We start from the raw sequence: 26,481 nt of genomic DNA on the forward strand, positions 1-26,481 counted from the left end.
AACGGAGGGTTGCTTTGAGGAGCGAAAGAAGTTAAAAAGCCGGAGCGATTCCGGTAATAGAAATGACAAATCAGACAAGGCAACTTGTAAAGATTATATAGCGGATTCGGATGATGAAGCGGGAAAGTTCTTTTAAGAAATAGAAAATCATGTAGAGTAACAACTCAAACAAAAAGAAGCTGCAAGGCGGAAAAGAGTAAGAGGAGTTATGATAACAAACAAGTGTTAGATACTGTATAAAGATATAATGATTATACAGATTCTATTATTAATAATAGGGTCAGTGAACAAACGAGACATTTTACAATGGAGAGTTTGATCCTGGCTCAGGATGAACGCTAGCGGCAGGCCTAATACATGCAAGTCGGACGGGATAGGAGAGCTTGCTTTCCTTGAGAGTGGCGCACGGGTGCGTAACACGTATGTAACCTACCTTGTTCAGGGGGATAGCCTCTCGAAAGAGAGATTAAGACCGCATAACATTATGATATGGCATCGTATTATAATCAAATATTTATAGGAACAAGATGGGCATGCGGAACATTAGCTAGTTGGTAAGGTAACGGCTTACCAAGGCTACGATGTTTAGGGGATCTGAGAGGATGACCCCCCACACTGGTACTGAGACACGGACCAGACTCCTACGGGAGGCAGCAGTAAGGAATATTGGTCAATGGGCGGAAGCCTGAACCAGCCATGCCGCGTGCAGGAAGACGGCCCTACGGGTTGTAAACTGCTTTTGTACGGGAATAAACCTTTGGTCGTGACCAAAGCTGAATGTACTGTAAGAATAAGGATCGGCTAACTCCGTGCCAGCAGCCGCGGTAATACGGAGGATCCAAGCGTTATCCGGATTTATTGGGTTTAAAGGGTGCGTAGGTGGCTTATTAAGTCAGGGGTGAAAGACGGTAGCTTAACTATCGCAGTGCCTTTGATACTGATGAGCTTGAATGAACTAGAGGTAGGCGGAATGTGACAAGTAGCGGTGAAATGCATAGATATGTCACAGAACACCAATTGCGAAGGCAGCTTACTATGGTTAGATTGACACTGAGGCACGAAAGCGTGGGGATCAAACAGGATTAGATACCCTGGTAGTCCACGCCCTAAACGATGAATACTCGATGTTGGCGATATACGGTCAGCGTCTAAGCGAAAGCGTTAAGTATTCCACCTGGGGAGTACGCCCGCAAGGGTGAAACTCAAAGGAATTGACGGGGGCCCGCACAAGCGGAGGAGCATGTGGTTTAATTCGATGATACGCGAGGAACCTTACCCGGGCTTGAAAGTTAGTGAATTGAGCAGAGACGCTCAAGTCCTTCGGGACACGAAACTAGGTGCTGCATGGCTGTCGTCAGCTCGTGCCGTGAGGTGTTGGGTTAAGTCCCGCAACGAGCGCAACCCCTATGTTTAGTTGCCAGCACGTTAAGGTGGGGACTCTAAACAGACTGCCTATGCAAATAGAGAGGAAGGAGGGGACGACGTCAAGTCATCATGGCCCTTACGTCCGGGGCTACACACGTGCTACAATGGGCAGTACAGAGGGCAGCTACCTGGCAACAGGATGCCAATCTCCAAAAGCTGTTCACAGTTCGGATCGGGGTCTGCAACTCGACCCCGTGAAGTTGGATTCGCTAGTAATCGCGTATCAGCAATGACGCGGTGAATACGTTCCCGGGCCTTGTACACACCGCCCGTCAAGCCATGGAAGCTGGAAGTGCCTGAAGTGCGTAACCGCAAGGAGCGTCCTAGGGTAAAGTCGGTAACTGGGGCTAAGTCGTAACAAGGTAGCCGTACCGGAAGGTGTGGCTGGAATACCTCCTTTCTGGAGCAGTATCGATACATCAGTTATTGTAACAAGTTACCTACATGATTATTTCTTAAAATTGGTTGATTGGTTTATTGAGTTAGATTAAGTTGAATAGGTTATATGCTATATATAATACAAAACAACAAATCAGTAATTCACTAATTCAGTCATTCAATAATTAAACACAAAAAGGAAACCCAAAAGATGAAGCCATCTATGTGGAGCGAAGCCGAAAGGTGAGCTGGGACACAGTTGGCAGTTCACAGTGGGCAGTAAAGAGCAGTTAGCAGTTGGCAACAAGAGCTAACTACAAAGCAGTACAAGCTGCAAACTGCAAACTAAAGACTGCAAACTGAAATATAGTCCTGTAGCTCAGCTTGGTTAGAGCACTACACTGATAATGTAGGGGTCAGCAGTTCAAATCTGCTCGGGACTACAAGCGCAGCGAAGCTGCGAGTGGGCAGTAAACAGTTCACAGTAGGCAGTAAAAAAAGGCTGCAAACTGCAAACTCAAAACTGCAAACTCATCTTAAGGGGGATTAGCTCAGCTGGCTAGAGCACCTGCCTTGCACGCAGGGGGTCAACGGTTCGAATCCGTTATTCTCCACCATGCCAGTTAGCAGAAGGCAGTTTACAGTGGGCAGTTAAAATAACTGCAAACTGAGAACGGCAGACTGCAAACTGACAAAACGTTCTTTGACATATTGGAAGAAGTAATAAAAAAGAGAAGACAACAGTATAGAGGACTGTTGCAGGCTTTTGAATATTGCGGAAAAGTAAAAAAGGAGAAAGGCTTCGGTCTTGCTACTTGATACTAAGTACTTGATACTAAAAACGGCAACAAGAATCAAAAAGCATACTATACGAGCAAAAGGCGTATAAGTAGAAGAAAGTAAGAAAGGGTACACGGGGGATGCCTTGGCTCTCAGAGGCGATGAAAGACGTGATAAGCTGCGATAAGCTACGGGGATTTGCAAATAAGATTTGATCCGTAGATTTCTGAATGGGGAAACCTAATTAGTTGAAGACTAATTGCATAAATGCGCAAACCTGCTGAACTGAAACATCTAAGTAAGCAGAGGAAGAGAAAATAATAATGATTTCCTGAGTAGTGGCGAGCGAAAGGGAAGAAGCCCAAACCAATTATGTTACGGCATAATTGGGGTTGTAGGACCACAACATGAAAATCAAACAAAACCGGAACGGGGTGGGAAACCCGGCCATAGAGCATGATAGCTGCGTACGGGTAATGAATGATTGGATAGTGGTATCCTGAGTACCGCGAGGTCGGAGACGCCTTGTGGGAATCTGCCGGCACCATCCGGTAAGGCTAAATACTCCTGAGAGACCGATAGTGAACCAGTACCGTGAGGGAAAGGTGAAAAGAACCCCGAACAGGGGAGTGAAATAGAACCTGAAACCGTGTACTTACAAGCGGTCGGAGCAGAGCAATCTGTGACGGCGTGCCTTTTGCATAATGAGCCTACGAGTTACTCTTTCCTGGCAAGGTTAAGTGTTTAAGACACGGATCCGAAGCGAAAGCGAGTCTGAATAGGGCGTATAGTCAGGGGAGGTAGACGCGAAACCTTGTGATCTACCCATGGACAGGTTGAAGGTGCCGTAACAGGTACTGGAGGACCGAACCGATAAACGTTGAAAAGTTTCCGGATGATTTGTGGGTAGGGGTGAAAGGCTAATCAAACTGGGAAATAGCTCGTACTCCCCGAAATGTTTTTAGGAACAGCCTGGCGGTTGAGTTAATAAGAGGTAGAGCTACTAATTGGGTGCGGGGGAGTCAAATCCTACCAAATCCAGATAAACTCCGAATGCTTATTAATATACGCTGGAGTGAGGCTCTGGGTGCTAAGGTCCAGGGCCGAGAGGGAAAGAACCCAGACCATCAGCTAAGGTCCCCAAATTACTGCTAAGTTGAACTAACGAGGTCCGATTGCACAGACAGCTAGGATGTTGGCTTGGAAGCAGCCATTCATTTAAAGAGTGCGTAACAGCTCACTAGTCGAGCGATCGGGCATGGATAATAAACGGGCATCAAGCAGTATACCGAAGCTATGGATTTGCAGCAATGCATCTGGTAGGGGAGCATTCTATTATCCGGCGAAGCAGGAGGGACAACCGACTGTGGAGGGAATAGAAAAGCAAATGTAGGCATAAGTAACGATAAGGCGGGAGAGAAACCCGCCCACCGAAAGACTAAGGTTTCCTGATCAACGCTAATCGGATCAGGGTTAGTCGGGGCCTAAGGTGAAGCCGAAGGGCGTAGCCGATGGACAACTGGTTAATATTCCAGTACTTTTTATAACTGCGATGCGGTGACGGAGTAGTGACACTGACGCGAACTGACGGAATAGTTCGTTAAAGGCCGTAGGTATATGGACTGTAGTTAAGTACGCAGACCATGCTGAAAGCTGATAGTATACCAAATCTTCGGAGGCGGTAATAGTTCAGGTAATCAGACTTCCAAGAAAACCCGCTAAGCTTCAGGTTATAAAAACCCGTACCGTAAACCGACACAGGTAGTCGAGGAGAGAATCCTAAGGTGCTCGAGTGAATCATGGCTAAGGAACTCGGCAAAATGGCCCTGTAACTTCGGGAGAAGGGGCGCTTTCAGCAATGGAAGCCGCAGTGAAAAGGCCCAGGCGACTGTTTAACAAAAACACATGGCTATGCAAAATCGAAAGATGACGTATATGGCCTGACACCTGCCCGGTGCCGGAAGGTTAAGAGGGGATGTTAGTCGCAAGGCGAAGCATTGAATCGAAGCCCCGGTAAACGGCGGCCGTAACTATAACGGTCCTAAGGTAGCGAAATTCCTTGTCGGGTAAGTTCCGACCTGCACGAATGGTGTAACGATCTGGGCGCTGTCTCAGCCATGAGCTCGGTGAAATTGTGGTATCGGTGAAGACGCCGGTTACCCGCAACGGGACGGAAAGACCCCATGCACCTTCACTACAACTTAACATTGATATCGGATACAGGATGTGTAGGATAGGTGGGAGACTGTGATCCAGCTTCGCTAGGAGTTGGTTAGTCAACGTTGAAATACCACCCTTTCTGTATTTGGTGTCTAACTCTGCACAGCGGAGGACATTGTTTGGCGGGTAGTTTGACTGGGGTGGTCGCCTCCAAAAAGGTAACGGAGGCTTTCAAAGGTAAGCTCAGTACGCTTGGTAACCGTACGTGGAGTGCAATAGCATAAGCTTGCTTGACTGTGAGGCAGACAAGCCGAGCAGGGTCGAAAGACGGATATAGTGATCCGGTGGTTCTGCATGGAAGGGCCATCGCTCAAAGGATAAAAGGTACGCTGGGGATAACAGGCTGATCTCCCCCAAGAGCTCATATCGACGGGGAGGTTTGGCACCTCGATGTCGGCTCGTCACATCCTGGGGCTGGAGAAGGTCCCAAGGGTTGAGCTGTTCGCTCATTAAAGTGGCACGCGAGCTGGGTTCAGAACGTCGCGAGACAGTTCGGTCCCTATCTGTTGTGGGCGTTGGAAGTTTGAGTGGGGCTGACCTTAGTACGAGAGGACCGGGTTGGACTAACCTCTGGTGAATCTGTTATGGCGCCAGCTGTATTGCAGAGTAGCTACGTTGGGAATAGATAAGCGCTGAAAGCATCTAAGTGCGAAACTAGCCACAAGATGAGACTTCCATTGAGGGTCGTAGCAGACTACTACGTTGATAGGTCATAGGTATAAAGGTGGTGACATCATAGCCGAGTGATACTAATTGCCCGAAGCTTTCTCATAGCAGGTAATAATAGTGGTTGATGGCAAATGGATCATAGTTCATAGTAATATGTACGATGAACCATGAACTATCAACCATGAACAGACTAATATTGTTGTTTTCTCTGATTAATTACTTCTTTCAATAATATGTCATTGTTAAGGCAGAAAGGCCAAAGGATAAAGGCAAAAGGTATTAAAAACCTTTCACCCTTCACCTTTAAGCTTTCACCTCGACATTAAAAATATTCAGGTGCCTATATCGGCGGTGTCTACCTCTTCCCATTCCGAACAGAGAAGTCAAGCCCGCCAGAGCCGATGGTACTGCGGTAAAACGTGGGAGAGTAGGTCGGTGCCAAATCTTAAATCAAGCCCTTGCTGGAAACAGTCAAGGGCTTTTTTGCGTTTCATTAGTTCACTGGTTCATGGGTCACTGGTTCATTGGTGTTCGGTTGGATACCATACTGTTCGGGTGTTCGGGGGCGAACGCTTATGTGGTTTATAGACAGTAGGTTAAGTGTTCGGGCAATCCGAAAACATGCAATTTACAGGCTAATCAATGCCTCCATCCGCAGGCATAACCATGTTATAATCCATCAATCTTCAGAATAGCACAGGGGAATAGGGTATCCCTGCCGGCACCTTGTCAGCTCCTTATCTGCCACCATGAGGCCACTATCGGTTACCCTTGATGTTGCCAATATGCACCCTTCGGGTACCGGGGTTTGGGTGTGGGCTGTTTTTGGCGGGTGCTGAGTGGGAAAATCCATCTTGTTGTATTGGATAAATCCTGTTGACAGAATTGTGGCGGGGTAAGTACCAAGTCGCGACAGAGCATTTGAAGATATAGAACCGAACCACGCTCCCAAATCACTCCCCGCCTCCGCTGTTTCGCCCCCTTGTTTTTCAGGCTCGCCGTTATTTAGGTGTGTGGGTATCTGTTTTCATGGCATTTTTACATCAACAAATTTAAAGCACCATGAAAAAGATCATTTTATTTATAGCCATCAGCGCCGGGGTGGCCTTGACAGCCGAAGCGCAAACCAGGGTAGTAGTACGTACGCCTGCTCGCAGGGTAGTAGTTGCGGCCAGGCCGCGGGTTGTAGTTGTGCCGGCGAGGCCGGTTGTAGTAGTGCGACCCGCTGTGCCGGTTGTGGCACGCAGGGTTGTTGTACGCAGACGGGTGTTGTAACCCGCCTGCACTGATATAAAATATCGTGACTACAAAGACAGGATGAAGGTACTTTGTTAAATAAAACTTAAACTAAATTGATTTAGCACTTAGGGCACTTAGTTTACTAAGCTGTTAAAGTATTCGGCATGGCGTTTGGTAAATGGCATTATTGCTGCCTGGGTTTTCGGGGCCTTATACGCCAGCGGCTTCGCTTTTTACGTAGCAGGTAATAAACTATTACGGCTATTGCCATTATTGCAAGCGCAATAATAAGCGTTATAACGAGACTGTATGCCTTGCCGAGGCGAGTTTGGAGCCGCGTTTGAAGCTGGAGGTATATACTTTTTTTTTGACGATGATGGAGTCTTGTTTTTTGATTTGAACAGAATCTTTTTTGTTGACCATTGCCAGTTTGGCTTCCTCAGCTTTTTGGATGCTGTCGTCTAAAAATTCATGTCGTTTTATGGCAACGGCTGCTTTGTCGTAATTCTTCATGTGCCGGTATAAATCGGCATAACCCACCTGTACTGCCGATTCATTCCTGGGATCTTTATTTTTTACCGCAATTTTTAAGGCTTCGTTTAAATCGCCCATGGCAAGGGTATAATCCTTGATGTCGCTTTTTATGGCCGATAGCTCAATTAGCGATGCAATGATGTTAGGAACATCATGTTTTAAACGGGATATAGTGTTTGATTGCAGTATAAACCATTTAGCCTGGCTATAAATATGCTGAGACCGGTATATTTTTGAAAGGGTATTGTAGCAGGTACGCATACCCAAAGAATCGTTCATGCCTGAATACACATGCAAAGCAAGCATCGAATAATTTAACGCTTCGTTTTTGTAATAATGTCTTAAATTTCTGTTGCTAACCGTGTCATAGTGCATGTACTCTTCGGCAATAGCTATATAGATAGGCCCCTTTAATGAATCGCTTGTGAGCTGTAATTTTTGCTTAAGGCTGTCCAGGTCACCAGCATAGGCTGATAATTTGGATACGGCTAAGAACGTAAAGATGAGGCAGGTAAGCAATTTTTTCATATAGGGGTTACCGAATATAGCAATATATTTTAATATTACTTAGTCAAATAATGTGCCTGATTAGCCCTAACTGCCTGCTACCCAAATAAAATAACTGTGAAATATTAATTGCTGCGCAGTAATGGCACTTTTTGTATTAAACGCGGGCAAGTTTTTTTTTTAAACAGCGCCCCGTTTTTTTTGCACATTTCATTTGGTACACAAAACAGGACAGCATTTACGCCCGGTATAAGTAATTATGTACTAAACAATAGTCTGTTCGTAACGGGTGATGAAGTGCTGTAGCGCCTTTGATCGCGCCAGCAAAAAATTGAAAAGAGAAATGCCGGTAAAGGCGCAGGTGATGCCTGCCAGTACATCAAGCACATAGTGGTGGCTGGCATATACGGCGGTAAACCAAATGCCCAGCATTACCACAGCAAAAAACAAATTTGCTTTGCCCAGGCGGTTTTTAATGCCATAGTATAAAACAATAACAGGGTACGATGAATGTAATGATGGCATAGCTGCAAATACATTTGAGCCTTTGGCATAAATAGACTTGAAAACACCGGCATGAAAAAATGCATCAAACTTGGCCAGCCCTGCGGTATTGCCCTGGGTTAAGGGATGAAATTGCAGGCCATGATATTGCACATACCAGGGCGGGGCCGCAGGGAAGGCGTAATAAACTACAAAGCCTATTAAATTAACCAGTACAAAGGTGAGCGAAAATTTAAGGAACTGCTTTTTGTTTTTAAAAAACAAAAAGGTTGCAAAGGCAAGCGGTACAGGTATCCAGCACAGGTAAAAAATACCGGCCATAACATCAATAACTGTATTGCCGTTTGCACGCCAGTATTCATTTGGTGTAAGCAGGTTGCCTTTGTAATGGATGCCGAACAGGTGTTTTTCGAAATTATAAATATCGGCTATGTGTACGGTATTGAAATTATAATTGGGGAAGGCCTTCATATAGTCAAATATGATCCAGTATACAACGAAGATGCTGAAGCCAAGGATAAATTTGCGGGTAACGGCCGATGCGTAAAAAAGAGAGTTAAATATCAGTACAAGCGTTAACTCATCGCTTTTGTAACCGATTAAAAAGTAGGAGAGTACTAAATACCCTATTGAAATAAGTGTAACAATAAGTACCGATTTGGTATTAATTGTTACACCGTGATGCGCGGCAGTATTCACCTTATTTTTTTAAGAATCCGGAACGGAATATTTTATCCCACAGCGGCGAACTAACCCCGTAACCCCTATCGGGATCCTGGTAATGGTGCAGCATGTGGTGTTGTTTTATTTTTTTGAACAGGCCGCTTTTAAAGTTAAAATGATGCATAGCATAGTGCGATATATCATAAAACAGGTAACCTAATATAAAGCCCGGGAAAAAGCCAAAAACATTATCGGCGGGCAATATCCATTTAAACAAAAAATAAAAACCGGTGGCCAGCGGAATGCTCAATGATGGCGGCAATACCAAACGTTTGGCATCACTCGGATAATCATGATGTACACCATGCATAATAAAATGCAGCCTTTTTGCCCATTCCCAGTTTTCGTTGGGTTTAAGGTGAAAAACAAAGCGGTGCATAATGTACTCGGTAATTGTCCAGACGAACAAGCCCAGGATAAACAGTTCGGTATATTTTATAAAACCAATACCCGCGTTAAAGGCCAGGTAGGTTGAGTAAATGATAACCGGTACAAAAATATACAAGGGTACGGTATAATGCACCTTTGATAAACCCTCTAAAAAGTTGCTTTTAAACATCCTCACAGACTCCTGCGAGTTAGATACATAATTCTTTTTTGCCATAATATATCAGGTTTAAAATTTTTTAACGATTTCTTCGCCTGTTATTTTGATGTTTTGTTTGATATAATTTATTGTCAGCTGCAGTAATACAGCCTTTGCACGAAGGTACGATATTTTGGCCGGGGTCTCAAGTTGTTAACTCAAAGTCTTCAGCCGGTAGCCATAAGTTAAATTTTCTATGACAATGCCTAATCAAACTTAGGACTAAGAAGCTGCGATTTATATAGAAACATGTTGGCTTTAAGCTTTGAGCATTCTGCTTTCAGCTTCTATAATACTTACGATCCCTCTTCCTCTTGTTTTATCAAGGCTTTTTTTGCTTCCCTTAACCGGTTAAACGCGGTAATATTGGTTAGCACAGCCAGCAATACCAATGGGAAGGTAAATATCGATATCGGTTCAAATACGTGAAATTTAACACCCGGTACAAACAACTTATAATTGCCGCCAATATATTGAGCAACTATACCGCTTATTAAGGCGCAAACACCAATGGTAACCACACGCTCCGGCCGTTGCATTAAACCACCTTTAACTTCAACACCTAAACCTTCGGCACGGGCTCTTACATAGCTTACCATCATGGAGCCTATGAGGGCTATAAACGCAGCTATCGAACTTATAAAATAATGGTGCCCTACCAGGTAATAGCAAATACCAAGAAACATGATCAATTCGCTGTAACGGTCAAGAACCGAGTCGTACAGCGCGCCAAAGGTTGATTTCATGTTACCTAAGCGGGCTACCTGGCCATCAAGCATATCAAACAGGCCGGCAAACAGGATTAAGCCCCCTGCCCAGCCAACATAGCGTAAATCGCCGCGGTTGCCTTCTTCGGCACCTAAAATAAAAATGGCCGCAACACCCACGTTAAGCACAAACCCGATTGATGTAACCGCGTTTGGTGTTAACCCAATCTTGATCAGAATTTTTACAACGGGATCAATCACCCGGTAAATCCCTAATTGCAGGTTTGTTCTAAGCGATATTTTTTGTTCCATTTTTGTAATAGTTTGATGTACAAAATTAAAAATCAAATTTAATTCTGGTGCGTATACCCCAATTTGCTACGTTCGGATGATTAAGGTAGTTAAACCTTTCCACAAAATCAACACGAATTAGCTTAAATATGTTTTCGATACCAACGCTTCCCTCAACATAAGGAGTTCGTCCTAATGAATAAGTTAGCGGCACTCCATTGGCATCAACAGGCAGCTGGTACAATGATGGGTGTATCGAAGGATTATTACCATCGCTCAAACCACCCCATAGCACCTTAAAGGAAGCTGTTTCGCGCCATTTTAACTTTTTAAATAGTGGCACCTTGTTAAAAAAGAAACCCATAAAATGCTGATCGATCCTTATACCTTCATAATGGTCATATACAAACTCCAAAAAGTTCATCAGGTTATATGAATCAATATCATAAGCATAAGTTTGATTGGCACGCGGAATTGATAATAGCGGATATGGAACAGTACCAAACACTTTACCACCATAAACGGCCACATCGGCATAACCCAACTGCGATTCGTAAACACGCTTATCAATACGTGCATCAATCTTTTGGTAGTTATATTCGCCGCCAAAAATGTTTTTTAAGCCGGCGGTAAATTGTACCTGGTAAATAGGATATTTGTTAGGGAGTGGGGTACGGTAAATTTTACCCTGGTAAAATTCTTCGTTGGGTGCATACCTTAATCCCGCGGTTAATTCGGTTGTAGTTAAATCATGAACAGGGTGGGTAAGGTCATTTCCCGGCCTGAAGTATAATGAGCCGGCCGGTTCCTGTTTCCAGTTGTTAAAACCGGCGCTGTATGAAAAATGACTATCAAACTCATGTACATAATCAATTCTATAATTATCGTTGTACAGGTATTTGTCATTTACACCACGCTTAAATGATAGCAGGAAGTTATCCTCCTGAACAAACTGAAGATTAGCCCCCGGTATTTTTGTATCGCGCTGAAAACTCGCCCTTATATAATTTTGCGGGAATTTATAGATCGATTTGTTATTAAGCGAATAGGTGGCGCTCAGGAAGTACTTCCATCGTTCGTCCTTAAAGCCATAAGCGGCATAGGTTTCAAAATAATAACGCCTGCTCAGGTTAGGGGTTGTACGGCCGCCAAACCTTAATTTAAAACCTTCAACCGGGTTAAAGCTGTAAAAAGTGTTGGCAGGGCCAATCTCAAACTTATCAAAGCCTTTATAGCCCGCAAGTAATATGGTTGCAATATCCACCGTACGTTTAAACGACGGCATATCTTTTAAACTATCAATGTTTTTATAAACTTTTGATTCGGCCGTAGTTAACGTATCCAGGCGATTTTTTTGCCAGAATGCATCGCTGCGGTTGCGGGCTTCGTCTGATGACTCTTCCGATTGTTTGGTGTAGGCAGTATCCGGCCTTGGCTTGTTTACTACGTAGTTACCATAAGTAATGGTACGCATGCCAAACAGGCTGCTTTTTGCATCCTTTTTTGATGCACCAAAGTCGGCAGTTGTAACGCTTTTGCTCAAATGGTACCTGTTGTCGGGATTTTGCTCAAAATCCAGGTCAACCTGTATTGATCTGATAAAGTTGATATTGATATGTTTGTTTACCAGTAGCGATGCTTTCTGAACCGCATAATTGCCATCCAGCGTTATATAAATGCTGCCCTCAAATAAAACATCGTTGGTATTGCGGGGCGTAAAGCTTAATTGTACCAGTTTTTGGCCTTTATTATCGGTAATGGTATCGGTAATAAAAAACTTGTAGTAGTTGGGCGAGTTATCTGATATCGGGCTTAAAAACTGGCTGGTTATCAGTAAAACATTATTATCGTATATATTAACCTTGGTATAAAGGTGCTTAAAATACTGTGCAAGGCCTGCATTATCCACAGCCGGGCCAAAATTCACATTTTTTTCGCCTATTACAATTTCCCTGTTTTTCTCGGGATTTTTACGGTAATAGTTTTGTACAAGCTTTTCATTAAGGAAAATAGGTAATATCGATTTGCCCGGGATAGACGTGCTATCGCGGTTATCTAATATAAATTTATACTTCCTGAAAAATTTGCGGTCGGAGAACTGGGCCGAAACGTTGGCGGCGCCAAACATCATTTTATCATATTCCCGGTACTCTACATAATCATAGGCTTCGGGGCGGTTTTTTTCTTTATTTTCAATAACCTTACGAATCAGCTCAACAGCGGGGTTATCTTTATTACGGTATTTGGGCTTTTTACCGGCCTTAATAGTAACCTGGGCCAGCTGTTGCGCCGCAGGGAAAAGCTTTACATTAATAACCTGTTCTTTACCAGGCACCACGGCCAAAAACGCATCCTTGTATCCTAAAAAAGATATTTTTATTTGCTTGTAAGTTTGATTGGTTGTTGACAGGCGGTAATTTCCATTGTTATCTGTAGTAACCCCGGTTGTGGTTCCGGTAAAGCTAACTACTACATAAGGAAGGGTTTGTTTGTTGCCCGCATCAGTAACCCTACCTGTAATAATGGTGGTTTGAGCAAATATTGAGGTAACAGAAAAAAAGAATATTGAAAAGAATAGACTTTTGTAAATTTTTTTAAACTTCATGTACTTTATGCAATTATGCAAATACAAACCTTTTTTTGATTGATAATATAATCCCGCCCCGCTATAGCTAACCTTTTGGTTACCGATATTATTAAATATCAGTTTAAATTATCGTGCCGATCAATCATACGCCCTTATCCACTTTCGGCCTGTTTAGGCGATAAACCTATTTTAAATGGGTTTAATGCACCTTTTATAACTCCTATATCACGCTTGTAACTGCGCTCCAAAGGTAAAAAAAATCCCTACAGACTAATGTGGTCAAAAAGTCAAATATTACCCGTGGCAATTACAACAACGGTAATCATTGAAATAAATTACCCTGAAATTATACTAATAGCTAAATAACGATAATAATATATATCAGGGCATACTTATCAGTATTTGTACAAACGTAACCTGTATAATTACAGATTTTAAAAAAAATATTCGTTACAAGGGTACTAAAAATTGCAGGCTTGCTATACACCGATACAGGTATTTAACATTTATTAACAGCTTAATTGATATCAGCAGCGTAACAGTTAATAAACTTAGGTTTAAGGATGGCTTATAAACAAATCAGCCGCATAAAGATCGGACTTTATACGGCTGATTTACATTTTATTACAATTTATTATGCTTCTGCGGCAAACATATCGTCATAATAATCTAAACCAAGGTGGGTTATCAAATCTTCGCCCATTAAATAACGAAGTGTGTTCTCTAACTTTATCAATTGTTTAAATATATCATTCTCGGGATGTAAACCGGCAGCGGTTTGCGGCGATTTAAGATAAAACGATAACCATTCCTGGATACCACTCATACCGGCACGCTTGGCCATGTCGCTAAATAAAGCAAGGTCGAGCGCGATAGGGGCGGCAAGGATGGAGTCGCGGCAAAGGAAGTTAATTTTGATTTGCATTTTATAGCCCAGCCAGCCAAAAATATCAATGTTGTCCCAGCTTTCTTTGTTATCGCCATGAGGGGGGTAATAATTGATACGGATTTTGTGGTAAATATTACCATACAGTTCCTGGTTATCTTCGGGTTTAAAAATATCTTCCAGTACGCCTAATTTTGATACTTCTTTGGTTTTAAAGTTATCCGGATCATCCAATACCAAACCATCGCGGTTACCTAATATATTGGTTGAAAACCAACCGTGTACACCTAACGAACGTGCAGCAAGGCCCGGTGCCAAAACTGTTTTCATTAAAGTTTGGCCGGTTTTAAAATCTTTACCTGCAATAGGCGTTTTGGTTAATTTTGATAGCTCAATTAAAGCGGGGATATCAACGGTTAGGTTAGGGGCGCCGTTTGAGAAAGGTACGCCTAATTTTAAAGCCGCGTAAGCATATATCATGCTTGGTGCTATCAGTTTGTCGTCATCTTTTAAGGCTTGTTCAAAAGCTGCAAGCGACTGGTGGATGGCCGACGCCTCGTAATAAATCTCTGTCGATCCGCACCATACCAATACAACACGGTCTAAACCGTTTTGCTCTTTAAAGTTTTTAATATCCTCCATTACCTGTTGTGCCAGCTCATAACGTGTGCCGGTTTTAACGTGGGTACCTGTAAGGTTTTTAGCGTAATTTTGATCGAAAGCGGCCTTCATCGGCACAATGGCTTCCAGTGCCGGTTTTACAGCATCCAATAACGACGATTCCAATACCTTTGCATTTGATGCAGCCTGGTAAACGTTATCTTCGTACACATCCCATCCGCCAAAAACGATATCGTTTAACTGGGCAAGCGGCACAAACTCATTAATTTTAGGGTTACGGTTTTCGGTACGTTTACCTAAACGGATGTGCCCCATTTGTGTAAGGGAGCCAATTGGTTGCGAAATGCCTTTTTTTACAGCTTCAACGCCGGCAATCAACGTGGTGGCTACTGCGCCCAAACCAGGGATAAGGATACCCAGTTTACCTTCGGCAGGAGAAATTTTGATTTTCATTATACTTATTTATTGTTTAATTGTTGGGATAAAACGGCTGTTTATTTAATTGCTCCGTTGTTATCGTCTGTTGTTTTATTTATTAGTAAGTGCCTGATTATTAATTTACTTAAACGTTTAAGTAAATTGCTTTGATTTTGTTATATTTCAATTTTAATGCTCCATGTATTAATGTTTAGTTTGCCTGGCGGTTATAACCAGTCGTTGGCCCTGTACCACTTTAGTGTTTCTATTAACCCGGTTTGCAAATTATACGTTGGATAAAATCCAAGGTGCGATTTGGCTTTCTCGATATCAACCGACCAGTTTACGGCCATGAGTTCGTTTAGCTTCTCCATGTTAATGATGGCGGCTTTGTTGCTCAAAGAACTAACTTTTTCTGATACCAGGGCTATTATTTTTACAAATATTACAGGTAAATGAAATTTAAAGGTTTTTAAGCTCAAAGCTTCCTTGGCTAAATTAGCCAACTCATATTTACTGTAATAGTTGCCATCGCTAAGGTTATAATCGGTATTATTTCCGTCGTATAGCGATTTTATGGAAGCTTTGGCTACATCCTTTACATATATAAAGGTTAACTTTTGGTCGGCCTTGCCCATGTATGGCTCAAGGCCGCGGGTAAGCTGCTTAAAAAATATAAATATCCCGGTATCCCTTGGGCCATAAATAGCCGTTGGGCGCAATATAGTATAGTTTAAATTTTCAACCGTCCTTAACTGTTCTTCGGCCAGTAGTTTACTGCGGCCGTAAGCAGTAACCGGGTTGGGTTTGATGGTTTCGCTGATGGCGCCGGATAATGTTTTAAGTGGCCCAAGCGCTGCCAGGCTGCTGATGAGTACAAACTTTTTAAGGTTGATGCCTGCCTGTACAGCGGCAGAAGCAAGGTTGAAAGTATGGGTGGCATTAATATAGTTATAAGCCGCCTGTGATTTGGCTGCTGTAACACCGGCCGCATGGATGATATAGTGGGGCTTAATATCTGCAAGCTGTTGCTTTAGCGCGGTAGGGTCGCGGTAGTCAAGGTTAACAAATTTGATATCGAGATTTTTCAGGTGGTCTGTTTTGCTGCTTTTACGAACGGCGGCATATACCTCAAAATTGTTGTGTAACGCCTCTTCGATAATATGAAACCCCGCAAAACCGCTCGCCCCGGTTATTAAAACCTTTTCCCTCATATCGCCTTTTTGTATAACCTGTATGTTTTGTACGGATCGCCCTTAATAGCTTCAATCGCGCGGTTTACCATGTCATTATGTTCTAAAGTCCAGCCGGCTTCGGCATGTTTAAAGCCTTTGGCTTTGTACTCTCTGATAATAGTGCCATATAAACAGGCTTCAATGCCCATTTTACGGTAACCATCTATTACCCCTAACGCATAAATGCGGATGCTTTGTATGTTTTTTTTGCCAAACAGTAATTTGAAAATACCGGTTGGCAATAAACGGCCCCTTTTTATCTTCTGAAAGATTTCGTTATAATTTGGCAGGGCCAGGCCAAATGCTACAATTTTGCCTTCTTGTTCGGCAACCAAAGCAAAATCAGGGTCGAGGATCAGCTTAAGGTCTTTGGCCAGGTAATCAAACTCCTCGTCGGTTAAAGGCACAAAACCAGTGTTGCTATCCCAGGCCGAGTTATATACTTCGCGAAGCTTGGCCGCTTCCTCTTTGAACTTTTTTAAATTTACTTTGCGAATGATGATATTACTCCGTTTTAAACGCTCCTCTAAAGAGTTGAGTAACCTTACCGATTTATCGTCATACTCCTGCCCGTCCCAGTGCCAGGCTATCAGGTCAACATCTTTACTAAGGCCATAGCTTTCAATAAGGTTGGCATAGTAGGGCTTGTTGTAGGTGTTCATTAAAAACGCCGGGCTATCAAAACCTTTAATCAATAAGCCGCAGGGCTCATTGGTGCTAAAATTTACCGGGCCTAAAAGCTGGCCGGTTACGCCTTTATTTTTAAGCCAGCCGGTAACCACATCAAACAGCAGGTTTGAAACTTCGGTGCTATTTATACAATCAAAAAAACCAAAAAAACCATCGTTTTTATGATTGTATTCGTTGTGGGCATTGTTCAGGATGGCTGCAATACGGCCTACAATTTTATCGCCGTCATAGGCTAAAAATGGCTGTACCTTGTTATGTTTATGAAAAGGGTGAATAGTTAGCAGGTCGCGCTGGGCTATAAACAGTTCTGGTACATAGTTTGGGTCGCCCTCATACAAATCATGCGGAAAATCAATAAATGAAGCCAGTTCTTTTTTTGAACTAACTGTTACAATTTTTATCATGAGTGGTTTGCACTAATTGGTTGCCCTAAGGCTATATGAACGTAAAAGTCCGTGTGTATACGGTTGCTTTAATAAAACAGCAGCCAAATATGCACACGGACACTTTATAAGATTATATTTTTTCTTTAACGGAAGTAACGCCTACGTCTTTAAAAATTTTAGTCAGTTTCTCAACGGCTTCCTCAATTTGCTCAAATGTATGGGTAGCCATTAAGGAGAAGCGCAGCAACGATGAATCTGAAGGCACAGCGGGCGAAACAACCGGGTTAACAAATATGCCAGCCGCCTGCAGCTGTTTGGTTACCAGGAAAGTTTTCTCGTTATCGCGTACATAAATAGGCAATATCGGGCTTTCGGTTGGGCCAAGGTCAAAACCTTCGTCAAGCAAAAGTTTCATGGCGTAATTGGTATTATCCCAAAGTTTCTGAATCCTTTCGGGTTCCGATTCCATGATATCCAGGGCCGCAATTACGCTGCCAACTGATCCTGGTGTCATACTCGCGCTAAACATCAACGAACGGCCGCGGTGCTTAATAAAGTCAACCGTATCCTTATCGGCAGCTATGAAACCACCCAACGAAGCTAATGACTTACTAAAGGTACCCATAATAAGGTCAACATCCTTGGTAAGGCCAAAGTGCGATGCAGTACCTGCTCCATTATGACCGATAACCCCCAGGCTATGCGCATCATCAACCATGATGTTTGCACCATATTGGTCGGCAAGCTGCACTATTTCAGGTAGCTTAACAATATCACCTTCCATGCTGAAAATACCATCAACAGCAATAACCTTTACAGCTTCTTCGGGCAATAATGCCAGTTTGCGCTGTAGGTCGTTCATGTCGTTGTGGGCGTATTTTAACACTTTTGAAAACGAAAGGCGGCTGCCGTCAATGATGCAGGCATGATCGTACTCGTCTAAAATAATGTAATCATTACGGCCCGTAATGCAGGATAGTACGCCAAGATTTACCTGGTAGCCTGTGCTGAATAAAACGGCGGCCTCTTTGCCAACTAAAGCGGCAAGCCTGTTTTCTAACTCAATATGAATATCCAGTGTACCATTTAAAAAACGCGATCCGGCACAGCCTGTGCCATATTTATCAATCGCTTTTTTTGAAGCTTCTTTAATTTTCGGGTGATTGGTAAGGCCTAAGTATGAGTTAGATCCAAACATTAATACCCTTTTGTTGTCAATTAATACTTCAGTGTCCTGAGCAGACTCAATAGGCCTGAAATAAGGATACAATCCCTTCTCCCGGAGCATATTTGCAACCTGGAACTCGGCGATCTTCCCATGTAGTTTTTTAACCATGTATTAACTCTGCTTTAATTTTGCGTAAAAATACCATGAATAAGTGTATAACTTATACGGTAAATGTAATTTTTTTTAAATAAGGCTACAGAACATGTAAGTTCTGCCAAAGCCACATTAAACCACATGGCAAATTAATTAATTTTTTTATTTATTTGCTATCCCTTATTTTCATTTTTTTGTAAAAACGGCCAAAGCTGGTTTTTTACCGCATTTTTTATAAAGTTTACGTAAAATTTTTGTGGTTGGCGCTATTTTGCTAATATTAACCACATATTCGCGTATCCCCTATGCAATTTGGCTAAAACTATAACATCGCCGTATTTGTAGTTTAAGCCGGCGATCATTGGCACCCATTCTTTCGTATGAAAAAACTAAAGTACTTATCCCTCTTAACGATAGTCAATTTAACATTAATTTTACATTCACCGGCTTTCGCACAAACAGGTGTTGATACAATTACCGGGCCAGTTACGCTTAAGCAAGCTGTTGACTACGCGCTGCGCAACCAGCCGGCTGTAAGGCAGGCCGCTATTGACGAGCAAATAAACGAGCGCGATATCAGGATCGGTTTATCGGGATGGCTGCCCCAGGTAAATTCATCGGGCCTTTATAATTACTATTTTAAAGGACAGCCGCAGGCGGGTGCATCGGGGGCCAATATTCCATCAAACGCAGGCAGCATCCGTAACCTGTCGACCCTGGGCGTTACGGCATCGCAGGTTATTTATAATAACGATGTGTTGCTGGCTTCAAAGGCCTCAAAATATTCGCGGGAGTATTATAAGGATAACACGTTAAGCAGCCAGATAAATGTTGTGTCGGATGTAAGCAAGGCTTTTTTTGATGTACTGTTATCGCAAAAGCAGCTGGATATTACCAATGAGGACATTACCAGGCTGCAACGAAGCTTAAAGGATGCCACCAACCGGTACCAGGCAGGCGTATCTGATAAAACAGATTTTAAACAGGCAACTATTGCCCTTAATAATTCTATCGCTACACGTAAAGCGACGGAGGAATCTATCAAAAGTAAAACCGCTTATTTAAAACAAATTATGGGTGTAGGCGGCCCGGGTAACATTACACTGGCTTATGATTCGTCCCGATATGAGCAGGAGGCTGCCATTGATACCAACCAGGTGCTTGATGTAAATAACCGGATTGAGTACCGCTTGCTGCAAGCCAGTAAAGCGCTAAAAAATTTAAATGTTGATTATTACCATTATGGCTTTTTGCCTTCGTTATCGGCGGTGGGCAGTTATAATTATGCCTACTTTAACCACAATTTTAGCCCGCTGTATAGTAATGCCTACCCTACAGGCTATGTTGGCTTAACGTTAAACCTGCCTATTTTTCAGGGCGGCAAACGCCTTCAAAATTTAAGCAAGGCACGTTTACAGGTTGAACGTACCGACCTGGATATTGCAAATACCAAAAATAGCCTTAACACCGAGTATGTACAAGCGCTTGCCGGTTACAAAAGCAATTACACCAGCTATAAGCTGGTACGCGAAAATGTTGACCTTGCAAAGGATGTATATAAAATAGTAAGCCTGCAATATCGCGAAGGCGTTAAAACCTACCTTGATGTTATTGTAGCACAATCAGACCTGCGTACAGCCGAACTAAATTATTATAACGCCCTGTTCCAGCTGCTGGCCAGCAAAATTGACCTGCAAAAAGCGTTGGGCACGTTGCCGGTACAATAATAATATAGCTTTCAGCATGCTTTTTTAAGAAGATACTCAAACGAACAAATTACTATAATGAAGAACAGATATATATATTGGTTAGCCCCGGCGGCATTATTAGCATGGGTATCATGCGGTAAACACGATAAAAAGGGCGCAGCCGCCCCGCCGCCAATCCCGGTTTCAATTGCCGAAGCAAAAGATGGTAATGCTACCTATTATGATAGTTACCAGGGGACGGTTATATCCATTAACACTGTTGAACTGCGCAGCCAGGTGCCGGGTTTTGTAACCGGTATATTTTTTAAGGAAGGCGACGTTGTTGAAAAAGGCAAAGTGCTTTACGAAATTGATAAGCGCAAATACGAGGCGGCTTATCAGCAGGCGGCTGCCAATGTGTTAAGTGCACAGGCCAACCTTACCAAAGCCCAAAAAGATGTTGACCGCTACAATATGTTGTTAAAAAACGACGCCATTGCGCGCCAAACTGTCGACCAGGCTGTTGCAGCTTATGAAACCAATAAGAGCGCTGTAGCAGTGGCCAAAGCGGGTCTTGCGTCGGCAGCTACTGATCTTTCTTACGCTACTATACGGGCGCCTTTTACGGGCCGTATAGGTATATCGCAGGTAAGGTTGGGGGCGCAGGTAGCCGTTGGCACTACGCTGATGAACACCATATCGGCCGAGCACCCTATTGGCGTGGATGTGGTGATTAACGAGCAGGATATTAACCGTTTTTATAGCCTGCAAAAATCAAGCAGCGATACCACTTTTAAATTACAATTACCCGATGGTAAAACCTACAATAAAACAGGCAAAGTTTTAGCTATCGACAGAGGAGTAAGCAGTGGTACCGGCAGCATTAAAGTAAGGATTCAATTTCCTAATGAGGATGATGTATTGAAAGATGGCATGAGCTGCGTTTTACAGGTGCTTAACAACCAATCGGGTAACAGGGTTCAAATACCTAATAAAGCCGTGACCGAGCAAATGGGCGAGTTTTTTGTTTTTGTAACCAGGGATACCACAGTTAAAGATACCGCCGACGATAAAACGATAAAAGACAGGCGGGATACTATTGCCAAACAAGTAAAAGTGAAGCTTGGCCCGCGTGTAAATACCAGTATTGTAGTAATGGAAGGTATTAAAGCAGGCGATAAAGTGGTAACTGACGGTTTCCAGCGTTTGCGCGATGGCGGCCGGATTACACTTGGCGCAGGTGGCCCGCCGGCTGGTGCAGCACCCAAAAAATAGTATGAACAGATAAGGAAAAATTTAAGCGATTGGCAGGATAATCCCCTGCAAAACTTAATAATAAAAAGAATGATTGCAGATACTTTTATAAAACGACCGGTTACCGCGATAGTGATCTCCCTGGTGATTGTTATTGTTGGTTTACTGTCAATGAGCAGCCTGCCTATCGGGCAATATCCTGATATAACCCCGCCCACGGTTTCGGTTACAGGTACTTATACAGGTGCCGATGCCCTCACTGTTGAGCAAACTGTTGCTACCCCTGTAGAGGTGCAGGTAAATGGTGTCCCAGGCATGACCTACCTGCAAAGTAACAGCAGCAGCAACGGCCAGATGAGCATGACCGTTAACTTTGATGTAGGTACCGATATTAATATAGCCGCGCTTGATGTGCAAAACCGGGTTGGTATTGCTACACCCACTTTACCGCAGGAGGTGCAGCGCCTGGGCCTTGTGGTGCGTAAACGTAACCCCAGTATATTAATGCTGGTGGCCATGTTTTCGCCAAAAGGGACGCATGACGTTACATTTACTGACAACTATGCCAACGTTTTTATAAAAGATGCTATACTGCGTACCAAAGGCGTAGGTGATGTTGTGAGCCGTGCCGATGATTTTAGTATGCGTATCTGGCTTAACCCTGCCAAGCTGGCTTCGTTAGGCATGAGCGCCGCCGATGTTACCGCTGCCCTGGCCGAGCAGAACGCCCAGGTAGCCCCCGGCACGGTTGGCGCCACGCCGCAGCAAAAAACGCAAACCTTTGAATACTCGGTACTGGTTAAAGGCCGTTTAAGCAAACCCGAAGAATTTGGCAATGTAATTATTAAAACGGTGCCCGCTACCGGCGCCATTGTGCATTTAAAAGATGTGGCACGTATTGAGCTGGGTAAGTTTAACTACTCGGGTAATTCGTTTGTTGATGGCAAAAGGGCATCATACCTGCTGGTTTACCAGGCGCCAAACAGCAACTCGCTCGAGACTGCCGAGAATGTATATGCCACCATGAACGAGCTTAAAAAAAGCTTCCCTGCCGATATTGATTATGTTGTGCCTTTTGAAGCGGTTACTGTGGTAAAAGTATCGGTAAGCGAAGTGGTTGATACCTTACTTATTGCTTTGGGGCTGGTTATTGTGGTTGTATTTTTATTCCTGCAAAACTGGCGCTCTACGTTAATTCCTGTTTTGGCCATACCTGTATCTATTATAGGTACTTTCATTTTCTTTATACCCTTGCACTTTACTATCAATACCCTAACCTTGTTTGGTTTTGTGCTTGCTATTGGTATTGTGGTTGACGATGCCATTGTGGTGGTTGAGGCTGTGCAGCATTATATGGATGAGGAAGGCATGACGCCGACAGAGGCTACCAAACACGCCATGGCCGATATATCGGCACCGGTAATTGCCATCGCTTTAATATTAGCGGCTGTATTTGTGCCGGTAGGTTTTGTACCCGGCATTGTAGGGCGGCTTTATCAGCAATTTGCTATCACTATTGCTATATCTGTACTGATATCGGCTTTTGTGGCGCTTTCGTTAACGCCAGCGTTGTGTACGTTGCTACTTCGCCCGCATAAAATAGATAATAAATCAAAGGGGCTCAATAAATTCTTCTTTGTATTTAATGAATGGTTTACCCGCGTAACCGGCAAGTACCGCAATACGGTTGATAAGGGAATAAAGCACTCCAAATTTGTTATTATTATACTGGTATGTATTATTGTTGGGGCGGTATTGCTATTTCATAACAAACCATCGGGCTTTATTCCGCTGGAGGATGACGGCCGTATTTATATTACCTATGATTTGCCCGAAGCTTCATCAACCGTACGTACAGTTGACGTATTGCACCAGATGATGAAAACGCTGGATAGCATCCCCGAAATTGCCCATTATGCTGCATTGGGAGGCTTAAATGTTATCAGCTTTGCCAGTAAGGCCAATAGCGCCACCATGTTTGTGCAGCTTAAACCCTGGGACGAACGTAAAGAAAAAGAACACCAGATAACGGCGCTGGTTGCCAAACTAAACCAAAAGTTGGCCCGGTTTAAGGAGGCCAACGTGGTGGTTATTCAGCCGCCTGCTATACCTGGTTTAGGTAGCACCGGTGGTTTCTCGTTTATCCTGGAAGAAAAACAGGCCGGCGGGGATATTAAGGTATTTGAAAAAACGTTGCGCACATTTATTACCGAATTAAACAAACGGCAGGAAATTGCACGGGCTTTCTCCTTTTTTACGGCAAGTACACCCGCTTATCAACTAACCATTGACAGGGAAAAGGCAAAAAAATTAGGGGTATCCATATCTGATGTTAACAGCGCCCTGCAAACGTACCTGGGTAGTACCTATATTAACGATTTTACCATTTACGGGCGAAATTTCAGGGTACTTGCGCAAGCTGATACGGCCTTTAGGACCAACGTAAGCAACATTGGGCAGTACTTTGTGCGTAACCAGTTTGGCACCATGGTGCCCTTAAGTACCCTTACATCCTATAAGGTTATTGAAAATTCGCCGTTAATTGCGCATTATAACCTGTTCCGTTCGGCCGAGATAAATGGCAGTACCAAACCGGGTTACAGTAGTGGTGATGCTATAACTGCCTTAAAAGAAGTTGCGGCCAAATCGCTGCCCCAGGGTTTTGGGTACGAGTTTTCGGGCTTAAGCCGCGAGGAATTACTATCGGGATCAAAAACGGTTTACATATTTGCCCTCTCAATTGGGTTTGTATTCCTGTTTCTTGCCGCCTTGTATGAAAGCTGGTCGGTGCCATTCTCGGTATTGTTATCGGTGCCATTAGGCGCGTTTGGGGCTATCCTTTTCCTTAGTTTCTGGCCCGATCTTACTAATAACGTTTATGCCCAGATTGGTTTGATAACCTTGATAGGGCTGGCCGCCAAAAACGCCATCCTGATTGTTGAGTTTGCCAAAGAACGGGTAGATAGAGGGATGAACCTTGAAAAAGCTACCCTCGAGGCGGTAAGGCTAAGGCTGAGACCAATCATCATGACTTCAATGGCCTTTATATTGGGCGTTGTGCCACTGATGATAGCATCCGGGGCGGGTGCCGAAGCCAGGAAGACTATCGGGTGGACAGTATTTGGAGGTATGTTAACCGCTACGTCGCTGGCTATATTTATAGTGCCGGTGTTGTATTACCTGATAACCAAATTTGCTTACGGTAAAGAGAAGCTTGCCGAAATGGAAAAAAATTACAAACCCGAAAATGGGCACGGGCCACAAGCCTGATAAATTAGCAAAAGCTAATACACAAAAATGGCCGGAAGAAATTCCGGCCATTTTTGCTAAAAAAACGAGCGTAATTTTAGCAACTAATTAAAAACGATTTAGCAATCTGATGCAGAGGTCTAATTTATTTTAGCGCATAGTTAATAAAGCCACCATCGGCCAATAGTTCTGCACCGTTTATAAAGCTTGCATCGTCCGAGGCGAGGAACAACACAGCCTTCGCAATTTCATCGGCATCGCCCAACCTTTGCAGCGCCGTGGCGGCAGCTAAATATGTCTTTGCTTCAGGAGGTACTGCATAATCTAATCCTGGTGTTTGAACTGGCCCCGGGCTAATAATATTTACGCGGATCTTTCTGTCGGCCAATTCATTTGCGGCAATCTGGGCAATTTTATTTAACGCCCCCTTGGTGGCAGAATACACGCTGGTGCCTAAATTTGAAGCTGTTGCTACTGTTGAGGATGTGAATATTACAGATGCCCCATTTGCCAGGTGCGGAATTAATTTTTGCAGCGTGAAAAACAGGCCTTTCACATTGGTGTTAAATTGGGCGTCAAAATCTGCCTCTGTTGCCTGTTCAATTGGGGCAAAAACAGCTATTCCTGCGTTAAGGAAAAGTACGTCTAATTTGTTTCCGCTTGCAGTAACTGCTTTTTCAAGAATCGAAATCTCTGCCAGTTTTGAAGTGTCCGACACTACGGTTTGCAAATTTGGGCTGTCGATCTCCGTGGCAGCTTTTTGCATATTACCGGCACTTCTGCCGGTAATCCAAACGTTTGCCCCGGCATTGATTAATGCTTTTGCGGTTGCTAATCCAATTCCGGTGCTACCCCCGGTTATAACTACATTTTTACCTTTAAAGTTCATGACTTATTTTTTTAATATTTACGAAGCAAACTTAGGATATAGAAATTTATTTTAGTTACTTTGTAACTAAAAGTAACAGTAACATTTGGGTAACAAGGTAACTTATGACAGACAATGTATGTGTGCCAGGGCACAAAAAAGAAATTATGGCCGTGCATGATGCAATGGACGTGCTGAACGGCAAATGGAAAATCTCTATTATTTCGTCTATTTGTTATTATAATAAAAGAAGGTTCTCTGATATTTTGAACGATGTAAACGGCATATCAAACAAAATGCTGAGTAAGGAATTAAAGGAGCTGGAAGCAAATAAGCTGATAAAGCGGACTGTTTTAGACACTCAGCCGGTAACCGTTCAATATAACCTGACCGAGTACGGACAAACACTGCAGACTATTATCAACAACCTGGCCGATTGGGGAATGAAACACCGACAGGTAATAATAGATGATATGTAAAAATAAAAAAGGAGAGGCTCAAACCCTCTCCTTTTTGTTTTTGGCAAAGCTTTATAGCTCGCCTCGGGCAGCTGTTTTTACATCATTTTAGTTTAAACCAAACAGAAATTCGTTAATAGGATACACTATGCTGAACAGTAGTGCTCCTGTTTTCTGAACATTAATTTGATGTTAAGTTTATTTCATAAGTAGATAAAAAGCCGATATTTAAGAGTGAAATAGTGTGCTGATAATCAA

16 protein-coding genes, 2 tRNA genes and 3 rRNA genes are annotated in these 26,481 nt (G+C 43.2%); 10 read left to right on the forward strand and 11 right to left on the reverse strand.

Going from position 1 to position 26,481, the window contains the following annotated elements; all coding sequences use genetic code 11:
- The first annotated feature begins 303 nt into the window (after nucleotides 1–303).
- The 5 genes from ACFGVS_RS26295 (at nucleotide 304) to rrf (ending at nucleotide 5,916) form a co-directional block, all read left to right on the forward strand.
- Nucleotides 304–1,825, forward strand: a 16S ribosomal RNA gene (locus tag ACFGVS_RS26295).
- A gap of 346 nt (nucleotides 1,826–2,171) precedes the next feature.
- Nucleotides 2,172–2,246, forward strand: a tRNA-Ile gene (locus ACFGVS_RS26300).
- A 97-nt stretch (nucleotides 2,247–2,343) separates the two neighbouring features.
- Nucleotides 2,344–2,420 (forward strand) — tRNA-Ala (locus tag ACFGVS_RS26305).
- A 276-nt stretch (nucleotides 2,421–2,696) separates the two neighbouring features.
- Nucleotides 2,697–5,575: ribosomal RNA gene (locus ACFGVS_RS26310) — 23S ribosomal RNA — on the forward strand.
- Nucleotides 5,576–5,804: 229 nt separating this feature from the next.
- Nucleotides 5,805–5,916 (forward strand): 5S ribosomal RNA (gene rrf / locus ACFGVS_RS26315).
- Together the 16S, 23S and 5S rRNA genes with 2 tRNA genes alongside form the textbook arrangement of a ribosomal RNA operon.
- A 235-nt stretch (nucleotides 5,917–6,151) precedes the next feature.
- Here the strand turns inward: rrf and ACFGVS_RS26320 are convergent.
- Entirely contained in the window at nucleotides 6,152–6,325 is a 174-nt protein-coding gene (locus tag ACFGVS_RS26320; RefSeq protein ID WP_439696238.1) for a hypothetical protein, read from the reverse strand.
- 209 nt (nucleotides 6,326–6,534) lie between these two features.
- Here ACFGVS_RS26320 and ACFGVS_RS26325 point away from each other — a divergent pair, with 209 nt between their 5' ends.
- On the forward strand, nucleotides 6,535–6,747 hold the full coding sequence (locus ACFGVS_RS26325) for a hypothetical protein (RefSeq protein ID WP_143065561.1): 213 nt from the start codon (nucleotides 6,535–6,537) through the stop codon (nucleotides 6,745–6,747).
- A 258-nt stretch (nucleotides 6,748–7,005) separates the two neighbouring features.
- Here the strand turns inward: ACFGVS_RS26325 and ACFGVS_RS26330 are convergent, their stop codons facing one another.
- From ACFGVS_RS26330 to spt, 9 genes are all read right to left on the reverse strand, one after another.
- Entirely contained in the window at nucleotides 7,006–7,773 is a 768-nt protein-coding gene (locus ACFGVS_RS26330; protein ID WP_439696239.1) for a hypothetical protein, read from the reverse strand.
- Between the two features lie 243 nt (nucleotides 7,774–8,016).
- Entirely contained in the window at nucleotides 8,017–8,955 is a 939-nt protein-coding gene (locus ACFGVS_RS26335; protein WP_439696240.1) for a phosphatase PAP2 family protein, read from the reverse strand.
- Between the two features lies 1 nt (nucleotide 8,956).
- Nucleotides 8,957–9,583: a sterol desaturase family protein gene (locus ACFGVS_RS26340; protein WP_090653219.1), complete on the reverse strand. Its 627-nt coding sequence runs from the start codon at nucleotides 9,581–9,583 to the stop codon at nucleotides 8,957–8,959.
- 278 nt (nucleotides 9,584–9,861) lie between these two features.
- Nucleotides 9,862–10,584: a CDP-alcohol phosphatidyltransferase family protein gene (locus ACFGVS_RS26345; RefSeq protein ID WP_090653266.1), complete on the reverse strand. Its 723-nt coding sequence runs from the start codon at nucleotides 10,582–10,584 to the stop codon at nucleotides 9,862–9,864.
- 25 nt (nucleotides 10,585–10,609) lie between these two features.
- Entirely contained in the window at nucleotides 10,610–13,168 is a 2,559-nt protein-coding gene (locus ACFGVS_RS26350; RefSeq protein WP_439696241.1) for a DUF5686 family protein, read from the reverse strand.
- A 616-nt stretch (nucleotides 13,169–13,784) separates the two neighbouring features.
- Nucleotides 13,785–15,110, reverse strand: coding sequence for an inositol-3-phosphate synthase (locus ACFGVS_RS26355; protein WP_090653221.1), 1,326 nt, complete (start codon nucleotides 15,108–15,110; stop codon nucleotides 13,785–13,787).
- 191 nt (nucleotides 15,111–15,301) lie between these two features.
- Nucleotides 15,302–16,288 (reverse strand): NAD-dependent epimerase/dehydratase family protein, encoded by a 987-nt coding sequence (locus ACFGVS_RS26360; RefSeq protein WP_439696242.1) that lies wholly within the window; start codon nucleotides 16,286–16,288, stop codon nucleotides 15,302–15,304.
- The gene (locus tag ACFGVS_RS26365) at nucleotides 16,285–17,403 is read right to left on the reverse strand and encodes a hypothetical protein (protein ID WP_439696243.1); all 1,119 of its coding nucleotides are present in this window, start codon (nucleotides 17,401–17,403) and stop codon (nucleotides 16,285–16,287) included. The genes ACFGVS_RS26360 and ACFGVS_RS26365 overlap by 4 nt, the downstream gene beginning before the upstream one ends.
- A 112-nt stretch (nucleotides 17,404–17,515) precedes the next feature.
- Complete coding sequence (gene spt / locus ACFGVS_RS26370) at nucleotides 17,516–18,721, reverse strand: serine palmitoyltransferase (RefSeq protein ID WP_090653224.1); 1,206 nt, start codon at nucleotides 18,719–18,721, stop codon at nucleotides 17,516–17,518.
- Nucleotides 18,722–19,086: 365 nt separating this feature from the next.
- Here spt and ACFGVS_RS26375 point away from each other — a divergent pair, with 365 nt between their 5' ends.
- The 3 genes from ACFGVS_RS26375 to ACFGVS_RS26385 all read left to right on the forward strand — a co-directional run bounded on the left by ACFGVS_RS26375 (nucleotide 19,087) and on the right by ACFGVS_RS26385 (nucleotide 24,918).
- Nucleotides 19,087–20,433, forward strand: a complete 1,347-nt coding sequence (locus ACFGVS_RS26375; RefSeq protein ID WP_274209545.1) for a TolC family protein — start codon at nucleotides 19,087–19,089, stop codon at nucleotides 20,431–20,433.
- 57 nt (nucleotides 20,434–20,490) lie between these two features.
- Nucleotides 20,491–21,669: an efflux RND transporter periplasmic adaptor subunit gene (locus tag ACFGVS_RS26380; protein ID WP_439696244.1), complete on the forward strand. Its 1,179-nt coding sequence runs from the start codon at nucleotides 20,491–20,493 to the stop codon at nucleotides 21,667–21,669.
- A gap of 69 nt (nucleotides 21,670–21,738) precedes the next feature.
- Complete coding sequence (locus tag ACFGVS_RS26385) at nucleotides 21,739–24,918, forward strand: efflux RND transporter permease subunit (RefSeq protein ID WP_439696245.1); 3,180 nt, start codon at nucleotides 21,739–21,741, stop codon at nucleotides 24,916–24,918.
- 124 nt (nucleotides 24,919–25,042) lie between these two features.
- On the opposite strand, the gene ACFGVS_RS26390 is transcribed toward ACFGVS_RS26385, so the two are convergent.
- Nucleotides 25,043–25,786: an SDR family oxidoreductase gene (locus ACFGVS_RS26390; protein WP_439696246.1), complete on the reverse strand. Its 744-nt coding sequence runs from the start codon at nucleotides 25,784–25,786 to the stop codon at nucleotides 25,043–25,045.
- A 104-nt stretch (nucleotides 25,787–25,890) separates the two neighbouring features.
- On the opposite strand from ACFGVS_RS26390, the gene ACFGVS_RS26395 reads away from it, so the two are divergent.
- Complete coding sequence (locus ACFGVS_RS26395; protein ID WP_439696247.1) at nucleotides 25,891–26,244, forward strand: winged helix-turn-helix transcriptional regulator; 354 nt, start codon at nucleotides 25,891–25,893, stop codon at nucleotides 26,242–26,244.
- The last annotated feature ends 237 nt before the right edge of the window (nucleotides 26,245–26,481 follow it).

It is taken from the genome of Mucilaginibacter sediminis (assembly GCF_051903035.1).
Classification (GTDB): Bacteria; Bacteroidota; Bacteroidia; order Sphingobacteriales; family Sphingobacteriaceae; genus Mucilaginibacter.

Excerpts from the sequence above, each read along its gene's own strand:
- ACFGVS_RS26320 (WP_439696238.1), bottom strand. The coding sequence starts at position 6,325 with ATGGATTTTCCCACTCAGCACCCGCCAAAAACAGCCCACACCCAAACC.
- ACFGVS_RS26325 (WP_143065561.1), top strand. The coding sequence starts at position 6,535 with ATGAAAAAGATCATTTTATTTATAGCCATCAGCGCCGGGGTGGCCTTG.
- ACFGVS_RS26330 (WP_439696239.1), bottom strand. The coding sequence starts at position 7,773 with ATGAAAAAATTGCTTACCTGCCTCATCTTTACGTTCTTAGCCGTATCC.
- ACFGVS_RS26340 (WP_090653219.1), bottom strand. The coding sequence starts at position 9,583 with ATGGCAAAAAAGAATTATGTATCTAACTCGCAGGAGTCTGTGAGGATG.
- ACFGVS_RS26345 (WP_090653266.1), bottom strand. The coding sequence starts at position 10,584 with ATGGAACAAAAAATATCGCTTAGAACAAACCTGCAATTAGGGATTTAC.
- ACFGVS_RS26350 (WP_439696241.1), bottom strand. The coding sequence starts at position 13,168 with ATGAAGTTTAAAAAAATTTACAAAAGTCTATTCTTTTCAATATTCTTT.
- ACFGVS_RS26355 (WP_090653221.1), bottom strand. The coding sequence starts at position 15,110 with ATGAAAATCAAAATTTCTCCTGCCGAAGGTAAACTGGGTATCCTTATC.
- ACFGVS_RS26360 (WP_439696242.1), bottom strand. The coding sequence starts at position 16,288 with ATGAGGGAAAAGGTTTTAATAACCGGGGCGAGCGGTTTTGCGGGGTTT.
- ACFGVS_RS26365 (WP_439696243.1), bottom strand. The coding sequence starts at position 17,403 with ATGATAAAAATTGTAACAGTTAGTTCAAAAAAAGAACTGGCTTCATTT.
- spt (WP_090653224.1), bottom strand. The coding sequence starts at position 18,721 with ATGGTTAAAAAACTACATGGGAAGATCGCCGAGTTCCAGGTTGCAAAT.
- ACFGVS_RS26375 (WP_274209545.1), top strand. The coding sequence starts at position 19,087 with ATGAAAAAACTAAAGTACTTATCCCTCTTAACGATAGTCAATTTAACA.
- ACFGVS_RS26380 (WP_439696244.1), top strand. The coding sequence starts at position 20,491 with ATGAAGAACAGATATATATATTGGTTAGCCCCGGCGGCATTATTAGCA.
- ACFGVS_RS26385 (WP_439696245.1), top strand. The coding sequence starts at position 21,739 with ATGATTGCAGATACTTTTATAAAACGACCGGTTACCGCGATAGTGATC.
- ACFGVS_RS26390 (WP_439696246.1), bottom strand. The coding sequence starts at position 25,786 with ATGAACTTTAAAGGTAAAAATGTAGTTATAACCGGGGGTAGCACCGGA.
- ACFGVS_RS26395 (WP_439696247.1), top strand. The coding sequence starts at position 25,891 with ATGACAGACAATGTATGTGTGCCAGGGCACAAAAAAGAAATTATGGCC.